Annotated in this window: 23 protein-coding genes and 7 pseudogenes; 14 read left to right on the top strand and 16 right to left on the bottom strand. The window is 61.4% G+C overall.

Annotated elements, in window-relative coordinates; all coding sequences use genetic code 11:
- Positions 1-138: 138 nt before the first annotated feature.
- Positions 139-1113, bottom strand: coding sequence for an Rpn family recombination-promoting nuclease/putative transposase (locus V5B59_RS04575; RefSeq protein WP_169070910.1), 975 nt, complete (start codon positions 1111-1113; stop codon positions 139-141).
- A 30-nt stretch (positions 1114-1143) separates the two neighbouring features.
- Between V5B59_RS04575 and V5B59_RS26100 the strand changes: the two are divergent.
- From V5B59_RS26100 to V5B59_RS04565, 3 pseudogenes are all read left to right on the top strand, one after another.
- Positions 1144-1281, top strand: a pseudogene (locus V5B59_RS26100) (hypothetical protein); the annotation flags it as partial.
- Between the two features lie 48 nt (positions 1282-1329).
- Positions 1330-1725 (top strand): annotated as a pseudogene (locus V5B59_RS04570) (UDP binding domain-containing protein); the annotation flags it as partial.
- Positions 1726-1889: 164 nt separating this feature from the next.
- A pseudogene (locus V5B59_RS04565) lies at positions 1890-2292 on the top strand (hypothetical protein); the annotation flags it as partial.
- 266 nt (positions 2293-2558) lie between these two features.
- Here the strand turns inward: V5B59_RS04565 and V5B59_RS04560 are convergent.
- The 5 genes from V5B59_RS04560 to V5B59_RS04540 form a co-directional block, all read right to left on the bottom strand.
- Complete coding sequence (locus tag V5B59_RS04560; protein WP_169070911.1) at positions 2559-2696, bottom strand: hypothetical protein; 138 nt, start codon at positions 2694-2696, stop codon at positions 2559-2561.
- Between the two features lie 13 nt (positions 2697-2709).
- Positions 2710-3045: a helix-turn-helix domain-containing protein gene (locus V5B59_RS04555; RefSeq protein WP_169070912.1), complete on the bottom strand. Its 336-nt coding sequence runs from the start codon at positions 3043-3045 to the stop codon at positions 2710-2712.
- The gene (locus V5B59_RS04550) at positions 3026-3403 is read right to left on the bottom strand and encodes a type II toxin-antitoxin system RelE/ParE family toxin (RefSeq protein ID WP_169070913.1); all 378 of its coding nucleotides are present in this window, start codon (positions 3401-3403) and stop codon (positions 3026-3028) included. The genes V5B59_RS04555 and V5B59_RS04550 overlap by 20 nt, the downstream gene beginning before the upstream one ends.
- 627 nt (positions 3404-4030) lie before the next feature.
- Entirely contained in the window at positions 4031-4723 is a 693-nt protein-coding gene (locus V5B59_RS04545; protein ID WP_308240140.1) for an Rpn family recombination-promoting nuclease/putative transposase, read from the bottom strand.
- Positions 4699-5031 (bottom strand): Rpn family recombination-promoting nuclease/putative transposase, encoded by a 333-nt coding sequence (locus V5B59_RS04540; RefSeq protein WP_248594932.1) that lies wholly within the window; start codon positions 5029-5031, stop codon positions 4699-4701. Before V5B59_RS04540 ends, V5B59_RS04545 begins: the two co-directional genes overlap by 25 nt.
- A gap of 66 nt (positions 5032-5097) precedes the next feature.
- Between V5B59_RS04540 and V5B59_RS26470 the strand changes: the two are divergent.
- The 3 genes and pseudogenes from V5B59_RS26470 to V5B59_RS04530 form a co-directional block, all read left to right on the top strand.
- Positions 5098-5223: pseudogene (locus V5B59_RS26470) on the top strand (hypothetical protein); the annotation flags it as partial.
- Between the two features lie 71 nt (positions 5224-5294).
- Positions 5295-5787: pseudogene (locus V5B59_RS04535) on the top strand (UDP binding domain-containing protein); the annotation flags it as partial.
- Entirely contained in the window at positions 5765-6070 is a 306-nt protein-coding gene (locus V5B59_RS04530; protein ID WP_211203433.1) for a nucleotidyltransferase domain-containing protein, read from the top strand. The pseudogene V5B59_RS04535 and the gene V5B59_RS04530, both read left to right, overlap by 23 nt.
- 323 nt (positions 6071-6393) lie before the next feature.
- On the opposite strand, the gene V5B59_RS04520 is transcribed toward V5B59_RS04530, so the two are convergent.
- Together V5B59_RS04520 and V5B59_RS04515 are read right to left on the bottom strand one after the other, a co-directional pair.
- Positions 6394-7581, bottom strand: coding sequence for an ATP-binding protein (locus V5B59_RS04520; protein ID WP_332351625.1), 1188 nt, complete (start codon positions 7579-7581; stop codon positions 6394-6396).
- 334 nt (positions 7582-7915) lie between these two features.
- The gene (locus V5B59_RS04515) at positions 7916-8779 is read right to left on the bottom strand and encodes an Rpn family recombination-promoting nuclease/putative transposase (protein ID WP_332351624.1); all 864 of its coding nucleotides are present in this window, start codon (positions 8777-8779) and stop codon (positions 7916-7918) included.
- Positions 8780-9211: 432 nt separating this feature from the next.
- Here V5B59_RS04515 and V5B59_RS04510 point away from each other — a divergent pair, with 432 nt between their 5' ends.
- From V5B59_RS04510 to V5B59_RS04495, 4 genes and pseudogenes are all read left to right on the top strand, one after another.
- Positions 9212-9556 (top strand): UPF0175 family protein, encoded by a 345-nt coding sequence (locus V5B59_RS04510; protein ID WP_169070918.1) that lies wholly within the window; start codon positions 9212-9214, stop codon positions 9554-9556.
- Positions 9538-10026 (top strand): DUF3368 domain-containing protein, encoded by a 489-nt coding sequence (locus tag V5B59_RS04505; RefSeq protein ID WP_169070919.1) that lies wholly within the window; start codon positions 9538-9540, stop codon positions 10024-10026. Before V5B59_RS04510 ends, V5B59_RS04505 begins: the two co-directional genes overlap by 19 nt.
- Positions 10027-10185: 159 nt before the next feature.
- Positions 10186-10484: pseudogene (locus tag V5B59_RS04500) on the top strand (UDP-glucose 6-dehydrogenase); the annotation flags it as partial.
- Positions 10485-10767: 283 nt separating this feature from the next.
- Positions 10768-10905 carry a hypothetical protein gene (locus V5B59_RS04495; RefSeq protein WP_408612885.1) on the top strand — a complete coding sequence of 46 codons (138 nt, stop codon included), beginning with the start codon at positions 10768-10770 and terminating at the stop codon, positions 10903-10905.
- 122 nt (positions 10906-11027) lie between these two features.
- On the opposite strand, the gene V5B59_RS04490 is transcribed toward V5B59_RS04495, so the two are convergent.
- From V5B59_RS04490 to V5B59_RS04460, 7 genes and pseudogenes are all read right to left on the bottom strand, one after another.
- Positions 11028-11978, bottom strand: coding sequence for an ATP-binding protein (locus V5B59_RS04490; protein WP_332351623.1), 951 nt, complete (start codon positions 11976-11978; stop codon positions 11028-11030).
- Positions 11979-12004: 26 nt separating this feature from the next.
- A pseudogene (locus V5B59_RS04485) lies at positions 12005-13310 on the bottom strand (ISKra4-like element ISTvi1 family transposase).
- A 198-nt stretch (positions 13311-13508) separates the two neighbouring features.
- The gene (locus tag V5B59_RS04480; RefSeq protein WP_169070922.1) at positions 13509-13694 is read right to left on the bottom strand and encodes a type II toxin-antitoxin system MqsA family antitoxin; all 186 of its coding nucleotides are present in this window, start codon (positions 13692-13694) and stop codon (positions 13509-13511) included.
- A 41-nt stretch (positions 13695-13735) separates the two neighbouring features.
- Positions 13736-13996, bottom strand: a complete 261-nt coding sequence (locus tag V5B59_RS04475) for a DUF2442 domain-containing protein (RefSeq protein WP_034908724.1) — start codon at positions 13994-13996, stop codon at positions 13736-13738.
- A 5-nt stretch (positions 13997-14001) separates the two neighbouring features.
- Positions 14002-14259 carry a DUF4160 domain-containing protein gene (locus V5B59_RS04470; protein ID WP_034908722.1) on the bottom strand — a complete coding sequence of 86 codons (258 nt, stop codon included), beginning with the start codon at positions 14257-14259 and terminating at the stop codon, positions 14002-14004.
- A gap of 108 nt (positions 14260-14367) precedes the next feature.
- Positions 14368-15495 (bottom strand): tyrosine-type recombinase/integrase, encoded by a 1128-nt coding sequence (locus tag V5B59_RS04465; RefSeq protein ID WP_332351622.1) that lies wholly within the window; start codon positions 15493-15495, stop codon positions 14368-14370.
- Between the two features lie 221 nt (positions 15496-15716).
- Positions 15717-15989 (bottom strand): hypothetical protein, encoded by a 273-nt coding sequence (locus tag V5B59_RS04460; RefSeq protein ID WP_332351621.1) that lies wholly within the window; start codon positions 15987-15989, stop codon positions 15717-15719.
- Between the two features lie 454 nt (positions 15990-16443).
- Between V5B59_RS04460 and V5B59_RS04455 the strand changes: the two genes are divergently transcribed.
- The 4 genes from V5B59_RS04455 to V5B59_RS04440 all read left to right on the top strand — a co-directional run bounded on the left by V5B59_RS04455 (position 16444) and on the right by V5B59_RS04440 (position 18075).
- Positions 16444-16671, top strand: a complete 228-nt coding sequence (locus V5B59_RS04455) for a thermonuclease family protein (RefSeq protein ID WP_211203434.1) — start codon at positions 16444-16446, stop codon at positions 16669-16671.
- An 11-nt stretch (positions 16672-16682) separates the two neighbouring features.
- Positions 16683-17372, top strand: coding sequence for a hypothetical protein (locus V5B59_RS04450; RefSeq protein WP_169070924.1), 690 nt, complete (start codon positions 16683-16685; stop codon positions 17370-17372).
- A gap of 24 nt (positions 17373-17396) precedes the next feature.
- Positions 17397-17519 (top strand): hypothetical protein, encoded by a 123-nt coding sequence (locus V5B59_RS04445; RefSeq protein ID WP_256435995.1) that lies wholly within the window; start codon positions 17397-17399, stop codon positions 17517-17519.
- Positions 17520-17913: 394 nt separating this feature from the next.
- Entirely contained in the window at positions 17914-18075 is a 162-nt protein-coding gene (locus tag V5B59_RS04440; RefSeq protein ID WP_169070925.1) for a hypothetical protein, read from the top strand.
- Here the strand turns inward: V5B59_RS04440 and V5B59_RS04435 are convergent.
- Positions 18050-18448 (bottom strand): type II toxin-antitoxin system VapC family toxin, encoded by a 399-nt coding sequence (locus tag V5B59_RS04435; protein ID WP_169070926.1) that lies wholly within the window; start codon positions 18446-18448, stop codon positions 18050-18052. The genes V5B59_RS04440 and V5B59_RS04435 overlap by 26 nt on opposite strands.

Genomic DNA, 18448 nt, shown 5'->3' with positions numbered 1-18448 from the left:
CCAAGGCTACCGATTTTCCAATCCAGCAATGAATTTCCGCAGGTTGTTTTTTTGAACGTTCCATAGCCCCGTTGGAGCGATCCATTCGGGCCGCCGCGGACAGGAACGCGGTCGGCCCGTCGCAGCAGGGGGTGTTGTTCAGGATCGTTCGACGAACACGGCGTCCAGGGTCTGTGCGTCGAGCACGCGCTTCGCCCACGCCTCCAGGCGCTCCGGTTCAGCGCCTGCGAGCTGGCTCTCGACCCAGGCCGGCAAGGCCCCGAAGCGCCAGGTCAACAACTGCTTCAGCAGCCGTGCTTCGCCTTGCTCGATTCCCTTCTCGATCCCTCTCTCCATCGCCTGTTGTTCCCATTGCTCGGCAATCGTCAGCATCAGTTCACCTCCACCACTCAAAGTTTCTGTCACGACCTGGCGTAACTGGTCACCGCTCAAGCGGTCGATGCTCGCCGCCTGCGCCAGGTACCGTAAAAGCGTACGGACATAGTCCAACCCCATCGAGCTCTGCGCGAGGTCCCGCAGCAGTCCCAGAATTTCCGGCAACCGTTCGCGCAATTCGTTCCGGAAAATGTACTTCAGGGTCAGCAGCGCCGTATGCAGCATGACCGCGCCCTGCAGCTCGTCGTCCCGGTATCCGCTCAAGTCGATCAGGTGATAGACACACGCCGGCACATAGGCGCGCAGGGCCGGAGCATCTTCCACCTCATCGGCGAATTGCCGGCTGACACGCCAGGTCGCCGTGCCGTGATAGACCACGACCGGCACGATCACCGGCAAGCGGCCGGAATTCCCGGCGTTCATCCATTGTTCCCAGATCCGTACCCGGTAACGCAGGAGGTCCAGGCCGATTCGCGACTCGACGTAGCTCTTGTGTTCGAACAGCACGTGCACATAGCCGGTTCCGCCGCCGCAGAGATCGACGGTGTACAGCAAGTCCGCGGGATGCAGCGCAAGTTCCGGATCGAGAAACGAATCCCTTGCCGTGCGCAAGGTCTTCCAGTCCAGGGCCTGTCCTGCTGCCGCCGGCAGATAACGTTCCAGGAACTCCGCCGCCACCTCGGTGCGCCCGAACACCGCCTTGAAAAAGCGGTCGTGCGGGCTGTTCAACGCTGTCATGTGCGACCTCCGCCAACTCGCTGAAGCTTCATCCTACCACTGTCAGGTCTGACGTCGCCACTTGGAAACAAGAGAAAATTCGGTCTGGAACAGAGGGTCGAGCGCAATGCTGCCGATGGCCGGCTGCAATTCACCACCGACGTCGTCGCGGTGCATCACGGGACGCCGCAGTTCATCGGCGTCGGCACGCCGCCCGACGAGGACGGTTCGGCCGATCTCCAGTTCCAGCCGGACACCGACGCGACCTGCGCGAAGCGCCGAGTCGGGTGATCGTGCACGAACTGCTGCGCCGCGGCGCGGCGATCCGGGCGTACGACCCGGTGGCGATGAACGAAGCGCGGCGGGTGTTGGGACCTGCCGGGGCTGAGCTTCGCCAGCCAGCAGGCGGACGCGCTGCGCGATGCCGATGCACTGCTGATCGCCACCGAGTGGCGCGAGTTCAAGAGCCCGGACTTCGAGCAGATGCGGGCGCTGCTCAAGCAGCCGCTGATCTTCGACGGCCGCAACCTCTTCGACCCGGCCCTGGTCCGCAGCCTGGGGCTCGAGTATTTCGCCATCGGGCGAGGGGAGGCGCATCAGGGGGCGCGTCGGGGGGTGGCGCTGGAGGGGTAGAGGGCGGCGGCAGGGGCTGGGCTGTCCGAGCCTGCAACTGAGAATACTGTCACCGTATTCCCCAGTTCATTCGCCTGCGGAACTGGCTCGTCGGGTTGGCGAAGGCCATGCCTTCGTGACGCGGGTGCTGGCGCAGCCCAAGCTATGGCTGATCGGGGATGAGCATGACCTCGTCGCCGCTTGAGAATCTGTGCGGGCCAGGCAAGCCGCTGGCGAAAGAGCAGCCGGATGCACGCGGAGGTTGCGGGCTTGAAGCGCTCGGCCCTCGCTCGTCTGAAGGATGCTGGAAACCCGGCCAATTCGCTGGAAAGCCGCTTCGACCTGGCCTACAACTCCGCCCATGCGTTGTGCCTGGCTGCACTGCGCTGGCATGGCTACCGGGCCGGCAACCGCTACATCGTGTTTCAGGTGCTGCCGCACACCTTGGGTCTGGGCCCGGAGGTTTGGCGTGTGCTGGCCAAATGCCATGCAATCCGCAATCTGGGCGAGTACGAAGGCGATCTGAACGTGGACGAGCGGCTCGTAGCCGACCTGATCGAAGCTTGTGGCAAGGTGGCCGCCCGACTGGGGGGGGGTAACACGGTGACAGCATGCGTGTTCCTCCTGATACGCCAGCCTGAAGAAGCCGCGGACCACCCTGCACACTCAGGTTGCATCACGGGGTTGTAAGCCGGAACCCCAGAAATTTCCGTCAGCCGATCAACGTGGCTTGTCTCGCGCCCGGTCGATGCGTTCCTGTATTGCCTGCATGACTTCTTCATGGGTGTACGACCTGGCGTTGGGGTGGTCGGGCGTATTCCTCGCCTTCGTCGATACGACAATCCACCAGTCGATCATTCGTTACCGCCCAAGCCGTCATGGCACAGGCTGTCCGGGTAAAGCGCTGTCGACCGTGACAGCGTTTCCTGTATCTCTTCCAAGTTCTCCGGGGATAGCTTGTCCCATTCTTCATCGGTTATGCGGGCTGCCATCAGCGGGCTCCGGTCAGGCGGTTGCAAGCGTCAGATGCCCGATCGGCTCGGCCGCCGGCCGCACCTTGATTTCGATGTCGTAGCCGAGGCGGTTCAAGCAGTCCATTAGCTTGCGCTCGGACAGGTTGGTGAAGTCGCCGCGCATCATGCCCGACACCTTCGGTTGCGGGATGCCCATGCGCTTAGCCGCCGCTTGTTGCGTCAGTCCAAGGGCGCGCACAGCCTTCCTGATCTCAACCACCAGACCGGTCTTGATTTTCAGTTTCTCGGCGTCGGGCAGTCCGAGGTCGGCGAAAACGTTGCCCGAGCTGCGTTGAACCTCGACGCCTTCAATGATTCGTTTCTGCATTTCGTAGCTCCTTTGCCAATGTCTCGGCCACCTTCAGCCGAGCGCGGATGATGTCCATGTCTGCTTTCGGCGTGGCGATCCCGCTCTTGCTCTTCTTCTGGAAGCAGTGCAGGACGAACATTGCCTCCGCAAACTTGACCGTGTAGACCGCTCGATAGGTGCCGCCAGCATCGTCTTCGACGACCTCCAGCACGCCGGCACCACCGAAGCCCTTGAGCACCTTGGCTGCGTCGTCCTGGTCGCCCATCTGCGCCAGCGACAAGGCGTAACCGAAACGCCGACGCACATCGGGCGGCAACGCCATCAAATCCTTGTAGCTACTCGCAATCCATTCGAGCGGTTTTTCTTCATCAGCCATGATGGCAATTTATACCTGTTCAGGTAAATTTACAAGTGCAGCAAGTTCAAGGCATGTGTCGCCAAACAAATGTTTTACGACACATCTGCAACAGTCACATGCACCAAGGCGAATTCCCAGGTAATTCGGGGACAATATATGTATCTCTGGGGGCTTCTGGCCGACAGTCGGCGGATTGTTGCTCGCGGTCGAGGTGACCGAGAGGATCGCCACCTCACGGTCAGTTTTTTCTGCAAGCGTGCCGATCCACGAGCCGGATCCTGTGAAACAAGGGACAGCATCTTAATCGTCCCGCGAGTTCAGATCGCTACAGCGTAACCTGGGGAGTTCGGGTTGGGGTCGGTCATCGATAAATCCCGTGCCAGCCAAGCGCTGCCCAGAGGCTGCTTCAAGCCACCCCAGCCCGTCGTGCCAGCGGGGGGTGTGATCGATTACCCGCGGGTTGTTGTTGCGGAGGTGGCGCTGGAGGGGTGAGGGCGGCGGCGTGTGAGCTGTCCGAGCTTGCAATGGAGTGTGTACTGTCACCGAATTCGCAAGGGTCACTGGTTACCCCATAGCCCAGTTGGCGTGATCCATTCGGGCCGCCGCGGACAGGAACGCGGTCGGCCCGTCGCAGAAGGGGGGGGTTCAGGATCGTTCGACGAACACGGCGTCCAGGGTCTGTGCGTCGAGCACGCGCTTCGCCCACGCCTCCAGGCGCTCCGGTGCAGCGCCTGCGAGCTGGCTCTCGACCCAGGCCGGCAAGGCTCCGAAGCGCCAGGTCAACAACTGCTTCAGCAGCCGTGCTTCGCCTTGCTCGATTCCCTTCTCGATTCCCCTTTCGATCCCTCTCTCCATCGCCTGCTGTTCCCATTGCTCGGCAATCGTCAGCATCAGTTCATCTCCACCACTCAAAGTTTGCGTCACTGCCTGGCGCAACTCGTCACCGCTCAAGCGGTCAATGCTCGCCGCCTGCGCCAGGTAGCGTAGAAGCGTACGGACATAGTCCAACCCCATCGAGCTCTGCGCGAGGTCCCGCAGCAGTCCCAGAATTTCCGGCAGCCGTTCGCGCAATTCGTTCCGGAAAATGTACTTCAGGGTCAGCAGCGCCGTATGCAGCATGACTGCGCCCTGCAACTCGTCGTCCCGGTATCCGCTCAAGTCGATCAGGTGATAGACACACGCCGGCACATAGGCGCGCAGGGCCGGAGCGTCTTCTACCTCATCGGCGAATTGCCGGCTGACGCGCCAAGTCGCCGTGCCGTGATAGACCACGACCGGTACGACAACGGGCAGGCGACCGGAATTCCGGGCGTTCAGCCATTGTTCCCAGATCCGCACGCGGTAGCGCAGGAGGTCCAGGCCGATTCGCGCCTCGACGTAGCTCTTGCGACGTAGCTCTTGTGTTCGAACAGCACGTGCACATAGCCGGTTCCGCCGCCGCAGAGATCGACCGCGTACAGCAGGTCCGCGGGATGCAGCGCAAGTTCCGGGTCGAGAAACGAATCCTTGGCCGTGCGCAAGGTCTTCCAGTCCAGGGCCTGTCCTGCCGCCGCCGGCAGATAACGTTCCAGGAACTCCGCCGCCACCTCGGTGCGCCCGAACACCGCCTTGAAAAACCGGTCGTGCGGGCTGTTCAACGCTGTCATGTGCGATCTCCGCCAACTCGCTGAAGCTTCATCCTACCACTGTCAGGACTGACGTCGCCACTCTGAATCGATGTCGATGAGCGCAAGATCGAGATCCTCAACAATGGCGGCATCCTGATCCATGAGCCGGATCTGGAACAGATGGTCCAGCGCAATTCCGCGGATGGCCGGTTGCAGTTCACCACCGACCTCGTCGTCGCGGTGCATCACGGGGCGCTGCAGTTCAGAGGCGTCGGCATGCCGCCCGATGAGTGCGCCACGGCATCGGCACGCACTTTCTCTTCGCCGGCACCGGCTACGGCGGATCGCGCTTTCCCAAGGATGTCAAGGCGCTGGTTCGCAACGGCCACGAGGCCACGATATGGATATCGACCTGCGCGCGCTGACGGCGGTCGAGGCGGCAAACGATAGCCAGAGGCGGGTGCTGGTCTACAAGGTAGTCGCCGGCTTCGGCGAGGATCTGCAGGGGCGAAGCTTCGCCCTCTGGGGCCTGGCCTTCAAGCCGGATACCGACGAGATGCGCGAAGCGCCGAGTCGGGTGTGTGCACGAGCTGCTGCGCCGTGGCGCGGCGATCCGGGCGTACGACCCCGGTGGCGATGGACGAAGCGCGGCGGGTGTTCGGCGACCTGCCAGGGCTGATCTTCGACGGCCGCAACTTCTTCGACCCGGCCCTGGTCCGCAGCCTGGGGCTCGAGTATCACGCCATCGGTCGAGGGGAGGTGCCCCGGGAAGTTGGCGCTGGCAGCGCTGGCTGATCGGATTGAAGCTGCTTTCGTGTTCGGGTCGGTGGCGAAGAATAGCGACACCGCGGCGAGCGACATCGACTTGATGGTGATAAGCGACAGCCTGACTTACGCAGACTTGTTCGGGACGCTGGAAGCGGTGGCGGGGAAGCTTGGCCGACCCGTAAGCCCTACGGTTTATTCGCCTGCGGAACTGGCTCGTCGGGTTGGCGAAGGCAATGCCTTCGTGACGCGGGTGCTGGCGCAGCCCAAGCTATGGCTGATCGGAGATGAGCATGACCTCGTCGCAGCTTGAGAATCTCTGCGGGCCAGGCAAGCCGCTGGCAAAGGAGCCGCCGGATGCACGTGAGGTTGCAGGCCTGAAGCGCTCGGCCCTCGCGCGTCTGAAGGATGCCGGAAACCCGGCCCGACCTGGCCTACAACGCGGCCCATGCGCGTTGCCTGGCTGCACTGCGTTGGCATGGCCCTTGCTTGATCCCTTTCTGAATGCCTCGTTCCATCGTCTCAGGTGATTTCCGGGAATCAAGATCCCGAACAACTACCGCAGCGGCTTGTTTTTCTGGCCATGAGCCCGGCCTAACACCATGACTCTTGGTACGGCCATTTGCGGAAATCACCTCAAATCAGGTTCCACGGTATTGCCAATACGTTTTCACTGACCCAGCGCGTTTGTTCCACGGGGCAGAGGAGTGCGCCTGGGCCACAGTTCAAATGGGCATGTGCGGCCTGGAAGGCTTCGATACCTTTTGCCATGTGCCGGTTTGGGTTGGCGGTGAGTTTGATCTCAATGGGATAGAGCATGCCGTCGCGTTCCAGGAGGATGTCGATCTCGGCCCCGCCGGCGGCGCGCCAGTGGTGAAATGTTGGGTGGGTAGGTAGCCGGGACGCTTGTTTGATCAGTTCACCGACCATGGCCGTTTCGAACAAGGCGCCGAACAGGGGGTGGGCGGTCAAGGCCCGGGGAGAGGAAATTTGCGCATGGTGGCAGGCCAGCCCGGTGTCGGCGAGGTGTCCTTTGGGGCGCAAGGAGACTCGCTTGGCGGGGTTTCCCGAGAAGGCCGGGAGGGAAAACCACTGATACGTGCCTTCCATGATGCCCAGCCAACGCCGGGCGGTTTGCGGGGTCATCCCGATTTCCCGGCCTAACTGGCTATAGTTGATTTCCTGGGCGGTTAGCGCGCCCATCAGACGAACGAAGCGGCCAAAGTCCTGCCAGTCTTCGATGCCACCGGCCAGTCTGGCATCTCGCTCGACATATGTGCGGTGGTAGCCGGCCCAGAAGTCCGGTATCAGGTCTTCGTTCATTTCGATTGCGCGGGGCAGGCTTCCCCGCCAGAGCCATAACGGCAGATTGGTTTCGTGGAGTGCAGCCTGGCGGCTCCAGTCGAAGAAGGCATCCGGCGTTTCCAGCCAGCGGCTTAACCAGCCGGTATCTGAATTGGCGATTTCCTGCAGGGAGAAACCATAGAGATCCAGGAAGGCTGCACGTCCGGCCAGGCTTTCCGAAACGGAACGTAGAACCTGCCACTGCTGCGATCCGGTCACCAGATATTGACCCACGCGATGGGGGTCACGGTCGACGTGACGCTTGATGGCTGCTACTACTTCGGGCGCATACTGGATTTCATCCAGGATGACCGGTGCGGGATGGTTGCGCAGAAAAAGATCGGGCTCCCGCCGCGCATTTTCGACATCCAGGCTGGCGTCGAACACCACGTAGTCAACCTTGGGAAAAAGGTGGCGGAGCAGCGTGGTCTTGCCTACCTGGCGGGCACCACTGAGGACGACGACCGGAAAGGCTTCCACGAGCCTTTGCAGCCGTTCGGATAGGATTCTGTGACGATACATTCTGTCATATTATCAACGTCATCATCAATCTGCAAGGTTATTTCGGTGAAAAATGGTGATGACGAAAAAAGGTGACGGTATACCTAACTCTCGTCAGAGTAAGGTGATTTCCGAAAATGCAGCGCCCATTGATGGCAGAATACACACCCATCACGACGATGAGACCCTCGCGTATGGAGACGACCTTCTGTTCATTCGCAGGGGTTACTGTTTACCCTATAGCCCCGTTGGCGTGATCCATTCGGGCCGCCGCGGACAGGAACGCGGTCGGCCCGTCGCAGCAGGGGGGTGTTCAGGATCGTTCGACGAACACGGCGTCCAGGGTCTGTGCGTCGAGCACGCGCTTCGCCCACGCCTCCAGGCGCTCCGGTGCAGCGCCTGCGAGCTGGCTCTCGACCCAGGCCGGTAAGGCTCCGAAGCGCCAGGTCAACAACTGCTTCAGCAGCCGTGCTTCGCCTTGCTCGATTCCCTTCTCGATTCCCTTCTCGATTCCCTTTTCAATTCCCCTTTCGATCCCTTTCTCGATCCCTTTCTCGATCCCTTTCTCGATCCCTTTTTCGATCCCTTTTTCGATCCCTCTCTCCATCGCCTGTTGTTCCCATTGTTCGGCAATCGTCAGCATCAGTTCACCTCCACCACTCAAAGTTTCTGTCACGACCTGGCGTAACTGGTCACCGCTCAAGCGGTCGATGCTCGCCGCCTGTGCCAGGTACCGTAAAAGCGTACGGACATAGTCCAACCCCATCGAGCTCTGCGCGAGGTCCCGCAGCAGTCCCAGAATTTCCGGCAGCCGTTCGCGCAATTCGTTCCGGAAAATGTACTTCAGGGTCAGCAGCGCCGTATGCAGCATGACCGCGCCCTGCAGCTCGTCGTCCCGGTATCCGCTCAAGTCGATCAGGTGATAGACACACGCCGGCACATAGGCGCGCAGGGCCGGAGCATCTTCCACCTCATCGGCGAATTGCCGGCTGACGCGCCAGGTCGCCGTGCCGTGATAGACCACGACCGGCACGATCACCGGCAAGCGGCCGGAATTCCCGGCGTTCATCCATTGTTCCCAGATCCGTACCCGGTAACGCAGGAGGTCCAGGCCGATTCGCGACTCGACGTAGCTCTTGTGTTCGAAGTGGTCGTGCGGGCTATTCAACGCTGTCATGTGCGATCTCCGCCAACTCGCTGAAGCTTTTCATCCTACCACTGTCAGGACTGACGTCGCCACTCGGAAACAAGAGAAAATTCGGACCGGTGTACTCAACTGACCACCAGCACTCGCAATCTGGCTGACGTGTTGCGCCAGGGGGATACGCTGTTATTCGCCAGCGAATGAAGTGACTTCAAGACTCCAGCAATTCTCAAATTGTAGGATACCGTCCGCACTATTGCGCAAACATCGCGTCGGCCCGTGGGGCCAGGACGCTCCCGCTCTCAGACCGTCGTGCGAGTCCCGCAGGCGATGTGGAACGACCGATTGACTGGCGCAAGAGAACGAAGGAATCCGGGTCAGCGTGCGCGCTACCGCGCAGCCGCGTCAGTCATCGCCGGGCTGGCTGCTATAATCTGGCACGATTTATTCCTATAGGAGATAGGAATGCAAGTGGTGAATGTGAGTAGCTTGAAGAACAACCCGACCGATGCGTTGCGCAAGGCCCATGAAGACATGGTGCTCGTCATGAATCGTGATCGGCCGGATGCGCTGATAGTGGGCCTGAACGAGGATGGCGCGCTGGCGGCGCCGGGCGTCAAGGCGGCTTTGGCGACAGTGTTGTTCCGTGAAGGACATCTGTCGCTGGCCCGCTCGGCGCGCCTGGCCGGGATGACGATGTCGCACTTCGCCGCCCATGTTTCACGGCTCGGCATCGCGGTCATCCAACTGGATGCTCAGGAGGCCGTCAGCGACCTGGATACCCTGGATCAATGGCTCGCATCGTCCTGACTGACGCGAGTCCGCTGATCGGTTTGTCGCTGGTGGATGGTTTGCCATGGCTGGCCGCGTTGTTTGGCGAAGTATGGATGCCCGAGGAAGTCAGGAATGAGGTGCTTTCAGGCAGCGGCTTCCCCGGCGAGCAGGCGATCCGGGAGGCGATGGCGACGGGCTGGTTGCGTGTGTGGTCGCAACCGGTTGGTGATTTGCCGTTGCCGGACCTAGACGAGGGAGAAGCCGCCTGCATCCGTGTTGCCATGGGTCATGCCGGCGAGTCGCTGGTGCTGATGGATGAGCGGGCCGGGCGGGCAAGCGCGCTGGAAATGGGCCTCCAGGTAGCCGGTACGGCCGCGGTCATCGGCATGGCCAAGACCCGAGGACTCGTCGCTTCCGCCCGCGACGTGTTCAGCGCCTTGCACCAGTCCGACTTCCGTATTTCCGCCGAAGTGATCCGGATGGTGCTGACCCGAGTGGGTGAGTAGCCCAGTAACGTTTCATCGTTTACATGTGGTGGCGGGTGGGAGGATGCAGTCAGGCTTTCCGTCCGCGCTCGCGGTCCCTGGGCGTCGCCTCCTTCATCGCGGTGACACGGTTGTCGGCATCGACAACCGCAACGACTACTACGACGTTCGCCTCAAGCACGCCGCTGTCCCGACTACCAGGTGATCGTCGACAAGAGCACGGTGCCGGTCGGCACCGCCGACCGGGTGCGTGCGGCGGTGCAGGAGGTGCTGGCGGAACGGGGGTCCGCGTGGACTTTGCCGTCGTCAGCAACCCGGAGTTTCTCCAGGAAGGTGCCGCGGTCGAGGACTTCATGCGCCCCGACCGGATCATCATCGGAGCGGACGACGAGCGCGCCAGGCTGCTGATGCGGGCGATCTACGCGCCGTTTTCGCGCAACCGCGACAAGCTGCTGCGGATGGATACGCGCAGCGCCGAACGGTCATGACTTTTCCAGGCACCCCGATCATGGAAGTCATGACCGTTTCCCTCCCTTGCAGGGCGCATTCCGGCTTGCACGCCGGAATCGTTCGATGGGCGCAGAGCATGCTCTGCGAATTCCCCATCTCACCCCCCGACCCCTCCCACGGCCCGCGCTGCATCGCGGGCTGGCTGCGGCGGCGCGGAGCAGTGCTCCGCGAAACCCCGCCTTCGCCCCCGCGAGGGGGGAGGGGAGATTCGTCACCGAGTGGCGCGAGTTCAAGAGCCCGGACTTCGAGCAGATGCGGGCGCTGCTCAAGCAGCCGCTGATCTTCGACGGCCGCAACCTCTTCGACCCCGCCCTGGTCCACAGCCTTGGGATCGAGTATCACGCCATCGGGCGAGGGGAGGCGCCTCGGGAGGTGGCGCTGGAAAGGTAGAGGGCGGCGGTAGCAGCTGAGCTGTCCGAGCTTGCGGCACTGGATTGCCACGTCGGCTGCGCCTCCTCGCCATGAGGGTGGGTATCGGTAATCGGAGCGGCGTGGCCCTGCCGGTGCTGTAGTCAGCCTTCGGCAACTTGGGTTGCCAGTTCGAGCAGTGAGATGGCCTGGATGTCGTGGGCCATTCGATAGCGTTCCTGGCCGGGATAGACGACGAACTTGCGCGCGGGGGCCAGGTCTTCACAGGCGGCATGAAAGCCTCGTTCGACTTTTGGATTGAGGCTGCGCTTGATTTCGACCGCCCATAGGCTGTTGTCCGGCCAGGCCAGCAGCAAGTCGATTTCGGCACCGCCGCTGGTGCGATAGAAGTAACCTTGTGCCTTGCCGGCAGCGGCGATGAGCAGGTTTTCCATGACCATGCATTCCCAGCTTTGCCCGACCACCGGATGTGCCAGCAGGGTTTCCTTCTCGGGGATGGCTAGCAGGGCATGGACCAGGCCGCTGTCGCGCACATATACCTTGGGCGATTTGACCAGACGCTTGCCCAGGTTGGCATGCCAGGCGGGCAGACGGCGCACGAGGTACAAGTCCGCCAACAGGTCGAGATAGGCCGCGGCGGTCTTGGCGTCTACGCCCAGGTTGCGCGCGAATTGGGCAATGTTGAGCAGGCCGCCCTGATGATGGGCCAACATGCCCCAGAAGCGACGCAGGGTTTCGGCGGCGATGCGAGGCCCGAACTGTGGAATATCGCGCTCCAGATAGGTGCGGATGAAATCCTGGCGCCATCGCAGGCTGCGGGCTGCATTGGCCGCGAGCAGGCTGTCCGGAAACCCACCGCGTAGCCAGAGTTCATCGGTTGGCAGGTTGGGTGTTTCCAGTACGCTGAAAGGCGCCAGCTCAAGATAGCTGATGCGGCCGGCCAGGCTTTCGCCTGACTGCTTGAGCAGATCAGGCGACGCGGACCCCAGCAGCAGATATTGACCGGTTGTGCGACCTGCTCGCCGAGCGCGGTCGATCAATCCGCGCAGTACCGGAAACAACCCGGGGGCGCGATGCACTTGGGTGTGATTCAAAGTGATGCGCCAGCGAAATGCTCTGGTTATGCGGCTTGCAATTTTCGACACCCTGCCAATAAGCGGCCCATTCCCGCCCATTCCCGGTTGGCGCGGTTGATCCGTAGGGCCAGCATGGCTTCGACATTTCTGGGTGCCCACCAGGCGCCGGGAAGCTTAAGTCGTTCCTGAATGACATAACGATGGGCGCTTTCGATTTCCCCCGAGCCGATCGGCAGACCGCGCTGTATCGCCCCTGGGTAGTCCAATTGGGACAGGCGATTACGGATATAGCGGTCACACGCCGTGACGGGGTGGTCGTCGCGGTCTGTTTCGACGAATGGCGCCAGCGCTTCGAGGACGGCATCGACCTGATTCGCCTGGAAGCGGCCTTTTTGCTTTTCCATCCACGCCTTCGGATCCTGGGCGGCGCACACCTTGGACGCCGCGCCGAGGGACTCACAAAGATGAAAGAAATCCACGAGAAAAGCACCTTGCGTGCCGAAGCGAGCGTCTAATTGCGACGCCATCCAGGTCGCACCGTCCCCCACCGCATGAAGGTGGCTGGCGGGACCAAACCCGGCTTTCGCCGCGCAACGCGCCCACTGCCGCCCGCTTTCTTCGACGCCACCGGCAAAATGCCCACCAAACACCGGGGTCGCGCTGCCCACGGGATGCACCAGACACCACCGGACCTCCTTCCAGAGCAAGGTCTTGCCTTGGCGTTTGTCCTGCGCATCGGGTGAGACTTCCACCACCGGGACCATCGAACCGTCGATTTCACCAATGAAAGTTCGGGCGTTTTTCGCTCCCGTCGACCCCCTCTCGCGCCGCCTCTTGTTCGTAGATGGCTTGCGCGTGAGGTTCGGTGATCCGTTGGATCGTACTAACTGGCATCGCGATTCCATAGTGCTCTCTTAGCTTGTCTGGCACCTGTCCAAATGGCACGTCAGCCCCAAAATCGGCCAACACCCGCTGCAGGGCCAGTGAAGTCCCCCGGCAATCCACCCCTGCGCGTTCACTGAAGGGCCGTCGCTTCGCCTCCCCACACGCCGTAAGGGCTCCTCTACCGTGATGTCGCCGAAGGTCGTGTGCCAGTAAAGTTTTTTTACCCCCGCTTCGACCCGCCGATTGCGCCAGCGCTGCGCTGCGCGCGATCCCGCTCTGCGCCCACGCCGTTAACCCCTCATTGCCCATTTGTCTGACTTCTTCAATCACCCGGCGCTCGGCTGCGTCCGCTTTTTCCAAGTCGCCGCCCGCATCCTCCACCACCCCGAGCAAGCTTTCAAAACGGGCACGTAGCACCGGGTGATCGTTGAGCCGCTGTAAAAAGGCAAGGTCTTGTTCTGGCAGGGGGGCATAGTTGGCTCCTCAGGTTCATCATGACGGACATCCAGAGGGGAATTGTATGCCGCGCATCACTTTGAATCACACCCGTTCAAGCGCCCCTTTCACGCTTCGCCCTTGGTTCAGGATGCCGCGCCAGCCGGGCAAGGGAACCCGGTTTTCGATTGGCCGATCTAGGCGCAGCAAAACTCAGGTTTTCTCAGGTCACGCGGCCACCGCCGCCTGTTCGGCTTGCTTCAGCAAGGCAGCAGTAACGGCCTCGTCATGGAAGGCTTCGCCGCAGTTCTCGCACACCAGCGCCGGGACTTCGCGGAAAACGATCGTCATGCCGTCGCGCTCAAGTGGAACAGTCACAGCGCCAGGTCGGGGTTCACCGTGCCGGCAGGGCATCTCATGGGATTTTCCTCGTGACCATGTTCGGCTTTCTCCGGTCACGCGGCCCGGTCGCCTTGCTGCACGCGCATCAGGTCCAGCAGGAATTCGGGTGCAAGGTCTGCGCCGTTTGACCATGCCGCCGTGCGCATGACCGGATGTTGGCTTGCCGTGGCGAACAGCACCGGATCGCGCAGCGGCTCGAACACTTCGCCGTCAAGCTCGTTCGATAAATCGACTTCTCCCGCCGCGCCATTGTTGAAGCGCAGGAGCAGGCGATAGCCCGACAGCGGGGTTACTTCCGTGGTGTGCAGAATCATGAGGGTTACTCCAGTGGATCAATCGGATTCAGCGGCTTGCGCAGCATGGCAAGCTCCCAGTCGGCTTCAATTTCTTTCCGGTGCAGCGCCAGCCATTCGCGCACCATTGACAGCGCCCGTCCGGGCAACGAACCGGCGTACAGCTTGCCGTCCAAGGTCATCAAGGCTTCGTGCTCGCCATAGACCGCGTGAAAATGCATTGGCGGATGCTCTCGCCAGTTCATGTAAATGACGATGCCGAAAAATCGTGAAATCTCAGGCATGGCTACACCGTTCCGCGCTTCTTTATCTGCACCACATCTGCACCGGACTTCAGGCCGCCAGCCTCCAGCATGGCAGCCGTCGCGGTATTCACTGCGGCCCGCACCGGGTCAAGGTCCAGCCGGGCATAGATCGCCGTTGCCTGCTGGCTCTTGTGGTTCAGGCTCTTGCCGATGATCGGCCAGTGATGCGCCTGTACGCGCCTGCCAGCTTCCCAGGGTGCGCCGCAGGTCGTGCAGGGTCACGCCGTCCGCCTCGTTGCGCCCGTAGGGAATGCCGGCCCGCTCCATGATCCGGATAATGCCCTTCTTCGGTTCCACCATGTGCCCCGTTGCGCCGATGCCAGGGAACACGAAGCCGCCAGCAGTCGCTTCTTGGCGCGCCTTCAGGATCTCCACCGCTTCCGGGCAGAGTGTCACCGTTTGGGGAGTACCGTTCTTCGTCACCGGCAGCCGCCAGTTTCCTGCCGCCAGGTCGATCTCGCGCCAGTGCATCGCGCAAACATTCGCCCGCCGCGCACCGGTCAGCAGCGCCAGCAGGATGAAGTCACGCATGGCGATGCTCGGTTCTTCGGCCAGCGCCGCGAAGAATCGTGGCAGTTCGTCGGGTTGCAGGAATCGGTCACGGGTCACGACTCGCCCGGCCACCTTGACGCCATGCGCCGGGTTCGCGTCGAGATAACCCCACTCGATCGCCTTGGCGAACAGCCCCGATGCCAGCGCCCGGATCTGGCGCACCGTCGCCGCCGCCTTGCCTGCCTTCTCGGCGCCAGAAACGACTCTGGCAACATCGGCTCGCGTGATTGTCGTCAGCTTCTTGTCGCCCAGTGGCTTCTGCAGGTAGTACCTGAATCGTTGCTGATCGTCGCGCCATGACAGCTTCTTTTCACCGTGCCGGGTGCCGTACTCGGCGAAGAATTCGGTCAACGTCGGCTCAGCCTTGAAGGTGCGTTTCACTTCGGCAGGGTTCGCCCCGTGCTCGATCTCGGCATTGACCGTAGCGGCAGCCTTGCGCGCTTGCTCCACCGTCATCGCGGGGAAGCGCCCCAGGGTTACCCGTTCCGGCCCGCCGCCCTTGGTTCGCCGGTACATGGAGAAGGTTTTCACGCCAGCCGGGGTTACACGTAGCTGCAGGCCTGTTGTCTTGGTGTCGTAATACGTTGCGCGCGTGCCGGTCGCAGGTGTAGGCAGCGCAAGGATTCTCTCCTTGTTGAACTGGAATCTTGCCGCATCATCCATGACATCACCTTATGCGTTCGTTCTGTGCTGGGGTTACGCCGGGGTTACATTTGCCATCAAAAACGGTGCTTTTTGGTGTAACCCCATTAAGGTGAGTATAGCCGTAACATGTTGCTGTGTATAGGTTTATTAAGGTATGTTAATCCGCATGTCTGAATTGAATCACGGACTGTTAATCCGTAGGTCCCTGGTTCGAGCCCAGGTCGGGGAGCAAAATAAAATCAAGCACTTAGGCCACTTTCAAAGGTGGCTTTTTTGTTTCCAGTCGTTTGCGTAAGCAAAATCCAGCAATCCAGATCAACGTCAGGCAAGGGAAACCAAGTCGGTAGGGTGTCGACAGTCACGCTGTAATGCTTCCGGTAACGCTCTGTCTCTTTTCTGCAACATGCCTCATTTCCGCCATGCTCGCCGATCGATTCTTCGTCCAATCCTGAGCACTGACCACAATCGCCGCCGGCCACCATGCCAGCATTGACGCTGGCGACTTTTCTCAATCGCCGAGCCTGACCTGGAGCGATCGGCCGCAAGCCGCCATTCGGCTGGGAATGTCAATCTACTCGCCTAGCCGGCAACTCTGAAGCGGGAGCACATTTGGTGGTGAAACAATTATGATCGTGCTCCCATCCAACAGCTTCTGGAATGTCCTAGCTGGTTCAGAACTGCAATGGGGCGATCAGGCCGTTGGGGCGCGAGTCCCGGACTGTTTGATTGGAACTGCCTTCGGGCAGTTGCCTTACTCGCCAACAGGTGACGCACAACGCCCTATCTATTGGCGCGGCACGGCAAGGAGTTAGGCGCAGGGGGAGGGGCCGATTGCCCCCATCTGCGTTATTCTGCGATCTGAATGGGACGATGCGATAGCATCGCAGCACAGGGCACCAGCCTCAACGCGTCAAGAAAGGCCGGCCATGTCAGCTTGTTGAAGGTCGCTGTCACATTGGCAAGGTGATGGTGCAACCTTCCGACTGTCCGACGTGCTCCAAGACGCTTGACGCCGGGCTCGCACAGCTCACGGTCGGGCTCGCCTGGTGGTACCAGAAATACGCGAAGGATCAGTCACCGCAGGATGCTGGCCGGTACGAGTGCGCCGAACAGGAGGTGCGAGCGAAGCGTACCGGCCTGTGGGCAGATGGTCACCCGGTACTGCCCTGGGACTGGCGGCGTGGTATGCGGTAAGGAGGAATAAAATGGATAGTACCTTCAGCGCGGTCAGGAAGAAGTCAAAGGCAATCGCCGTTGCCGTTGCCTTGCTGAGTCTGGTGACGCTCAATCTCTTAACGCTGACCAATGACAGCGTGCATGCGAAAGCCTACGGATTTCTGGAAAGCATCGCACGAGCGACGGTGGGTGTCGGAGTGCTCCAGAATAGCCCAACCGAGGTCGCAAGGCGCGCCGTTGCGGCTACGCGAGAACTGAGATCTCAGAATGAGCACCTCGTATCCCGGAATCAGGAACTGCTATCCGAGAATGATCGCGTGGTATTGCAGAAAAAGAACTTGGCGCATCGTACCCTGATCCTGGTGGAAGCCGTAAACACTCTCATCGCACACACCAGTGCTCTTCAGGCAGAAATGATCAAAGCGACAGCATGGGCACAGTGGTATGAGAACCGGCACGAGGAGATGCGACGCGTGGCGCATGACATATTGGGGCGCGCTACCGCGAGGCTTTCTAGGGGTGCTGTTCGCAGCGCGTCGACCTTGTCCGGGAAAGCGATTCCAGTTGTCGGGGCCGCGATCGCAGTAGGTGCCTCTGGACTGGATCTGATAGACACTTGCAAAATAATGAAGGACATGAACCACCTTGCCAAGTCGATGGAATTGCCGGAAGAGGAGGGGCTGTCGTCTGTTTGCCGGGTCGCATTGCCTGCATGGTAGGCTGTGGCGGAAGGGCGAGCGGTGATGCCTCAGAAGCAATGGCCGGTGACGATTGACGAAGCGGTCGGCGTGGTGATCGCTGCACTGCCGGACGACAAGAAGGCGAGCATTGTCGCTCTGGCGCAGGCTGGTAGTGAAACTGGCTGAAAAAATGAACGACGAGTGGCTGAAGAAGCTGCCGGCGGAGCGATTGCTGGAGGTGCCGAAGCGTCTGCTGGACGACGTCAAAGAGTGACATGATCGGCTGAACCAAAACCCGGACAACAGCTCGCGCCCGCCCACGAGCCTGGCCCCTTGGGAGAGAGCCAGCGACGCGGAGGTGGGCCGGGATTCGCCAAGCGAGACCGACCCGGTAGAAGCGGATGAAGGGGAGACGGAAACCGGGAGATCACGGAAGAGACGGCCCAATCGGAAGAGAAGTCCCCCTCAGCGCCGCAGGCGGCAAAGAAGAAGGCCGGCAAGCCGGCAGTCAGGGCTTTGGCCGTACCCAGAAACTGACGGTCACCGCTACTTGCGAGCACCGACCGGAGAACTGTGCGGCGTGTGGGCTAGCGCTGGCGGCGGACGCCAAGTTACGCCGTGGAAGGAATCCGGCCTGCTGCTGTGGCTGTGGGCTTTGGTCACCACCCACACGGTGCTGTTCCTCATTGGCCCGCGCAGCGCAGAAATGATGATGTTCATTGCTGACCAGGAACCGGCATGACGTCCGTTTGCGAAAAATCATGGCCCTTGAAAAGCAGCACATCACCCCGGCGGCTGGTCAAGGCATAGGCGAAACAATCGCCGAAGTTCAACCCGGCCGGATGGTGCCACTTGCCGAAGCGTTGCCAGGCGTCGAAGGCTGTTTGCACCAATTCGGCGTCGGCGGGTTCGACCTGCACTTCCGCGGCGTCGAGCAGTTCGCCCAACGCCTGCACACCCGGGCAGCCGAGCCGGGCTGAGATCACCATCATCGCCTCCAGCCAGTTGGGTGCACAGATCACCGGCATTTCCGCGCCGGCGAGCGCGAGAGCCAACGCGTCGCCTTCCGGCTCCCCCAGCAGGATGGCGACCAATGCCGAGCTGTCGACGACCAT

The organism is Candidatus Accumulibacter contiguus, assembly GCF_036625285.1.
GTDB classification, from domain to species: Bacteria; Pseudomonadota; Gammaproteobacteria; order Burkholderiales; family Rhodocyclaceae; genus Accumulibacter; species Accumulibacter contiguus.
This window is presented reverse-complemented; position numbering and strand designations above follow the sequence as displayed.

What these genes read in the sequence shown, in the direction of transcription:
- V5B59_RS04445 (WP_256435995.1), top strand. Translation starts at nt 17,397, where the DNA reads ATGCCTCAGAAGCAATGGCCGGTGACGATTGACGAAGCGGTCGGCGTG.
- V5B59_RS04575 (WP_169070910.1), bottom strand. Translation starts at nt 1,113, where the DNA reads ATGACAGCGTTGAACAGCCCGCACGACCGCTTTTTCAAGGCGGTGTTC.
- V5B59_RS04480 (WP_169070922.1), bottom strand. Translation starts at nt 13,694, where the DNA reads ATGCCCTGCCGGCACGGTGAACCCCGACCTGGCGCTGTGACTGTTCCA.
- V5B59_RS04455 (WP_211203434.1), top strand. Translation starts at nt 16,444, where the DNA reads ATGGTGCAACCTTCCGACTGTCCGACGTGCTCCAAGACGCTTGACGCC.
- V5B59_RS04505 (WP_169070919.1), top strand. Translation starts at nt 9,538, where the DNA reads ATGGCTCGCATCGTCCTGACTGACGCGAGTCCGCTGATCGGTTTGTCG.
- V5B59_RS04465 (WP_332351622.1), bottom strand. Translation starts at nt 15,495, where the DNA reads ATGGATGATGCGGCAAGATTCCAGTTCAACAAGGAGAGAATCCTTGCG.
- V5B59_RS04495 (WP_408612885.1), top strand. Translation starts at nt 10,768, where the DNA reads ATGCGGGCGCTGCTCAAGCAGCCGCTGATCTTCGACGGCCGCAACCTC.
- V5B59_RS04540 (WP_248594932.1), bottom strand. Translation starts at nt 5,031, where the DNA reads ATGACAGCGTTGAACAGCCCGCACGACCGGTTTTTCAAGGCGGTGTTC.
- V5B59_RS04435 (WP_169070926.1), bottom strand. Translation starts at nt 18,448, where the DNA reads ATGGTCGTCGACAGCTCGGCATTGGTCGCCATCCTGCTGGGGGAGCCG.
- V5B59_RS04560 (WP_169070911.1), bottom strand. Translation starts at nt 2,696, where the DNA reads ATGGCAGCCCGCATAACCGATGAAGAATGGGACAAGCTATCCCCGGAG.
- V5B59_RS04555 (WP_169070912.1), bottom strand. Translation starts at nt 3,045, where the DNA reads ATGCAGAAACGAATCATTGAAGGCGTCGAGGTTCAACGCAGCTCGGGC.
- V5B59_RS04450 (WP_169070924.1), top strand. Translation starts at nt 16,683, where the DNA reads ATGGATAGTACCTTCAGCGCGGTCAGGAAGAAGTCAAAGGCAATCGCC.
- V5B59_RS04515 (WP_332351624.1), bottom strand. Translation starts at nt 8,779, where the DNA reads ATGACAGCGTTGAATAGCCCGCACGACCACTTCGAACACAAGAGCTAC.
- V5B59_RS04510 (WP_169070918.1), top strand. Translation starts at nt 9,212, where the DNA reads ATGCAAGTGGTGAATGTGAGTAGCTTGAAGAACAACCCGACCGATGCG.
- V5B59_RS04550 (WP_169070913.1), bottom strand. Translation starts at nt 3,403, where the DNA reads ATGGCTGATGAAGAAAAACCGCTCGAATGGATTGCGAGTAGCTACAAG.
- V5B59_RS04470 (WP_034908722.1), bottom strand. Translation starts at nt 14,259, where the DNA reads ATGCCTGAGATTTCACGATTTTTCGGCATCGTCATTTACATGAACTGG.
- V5B59_RS04475 (WP_034908724.1), bottom strand. Translation starts at nt 13,996, where the DNA reads ATGATTCTGCACACCACGGAAGTAACCCCGCTGTCGGGCTATCGCCTG.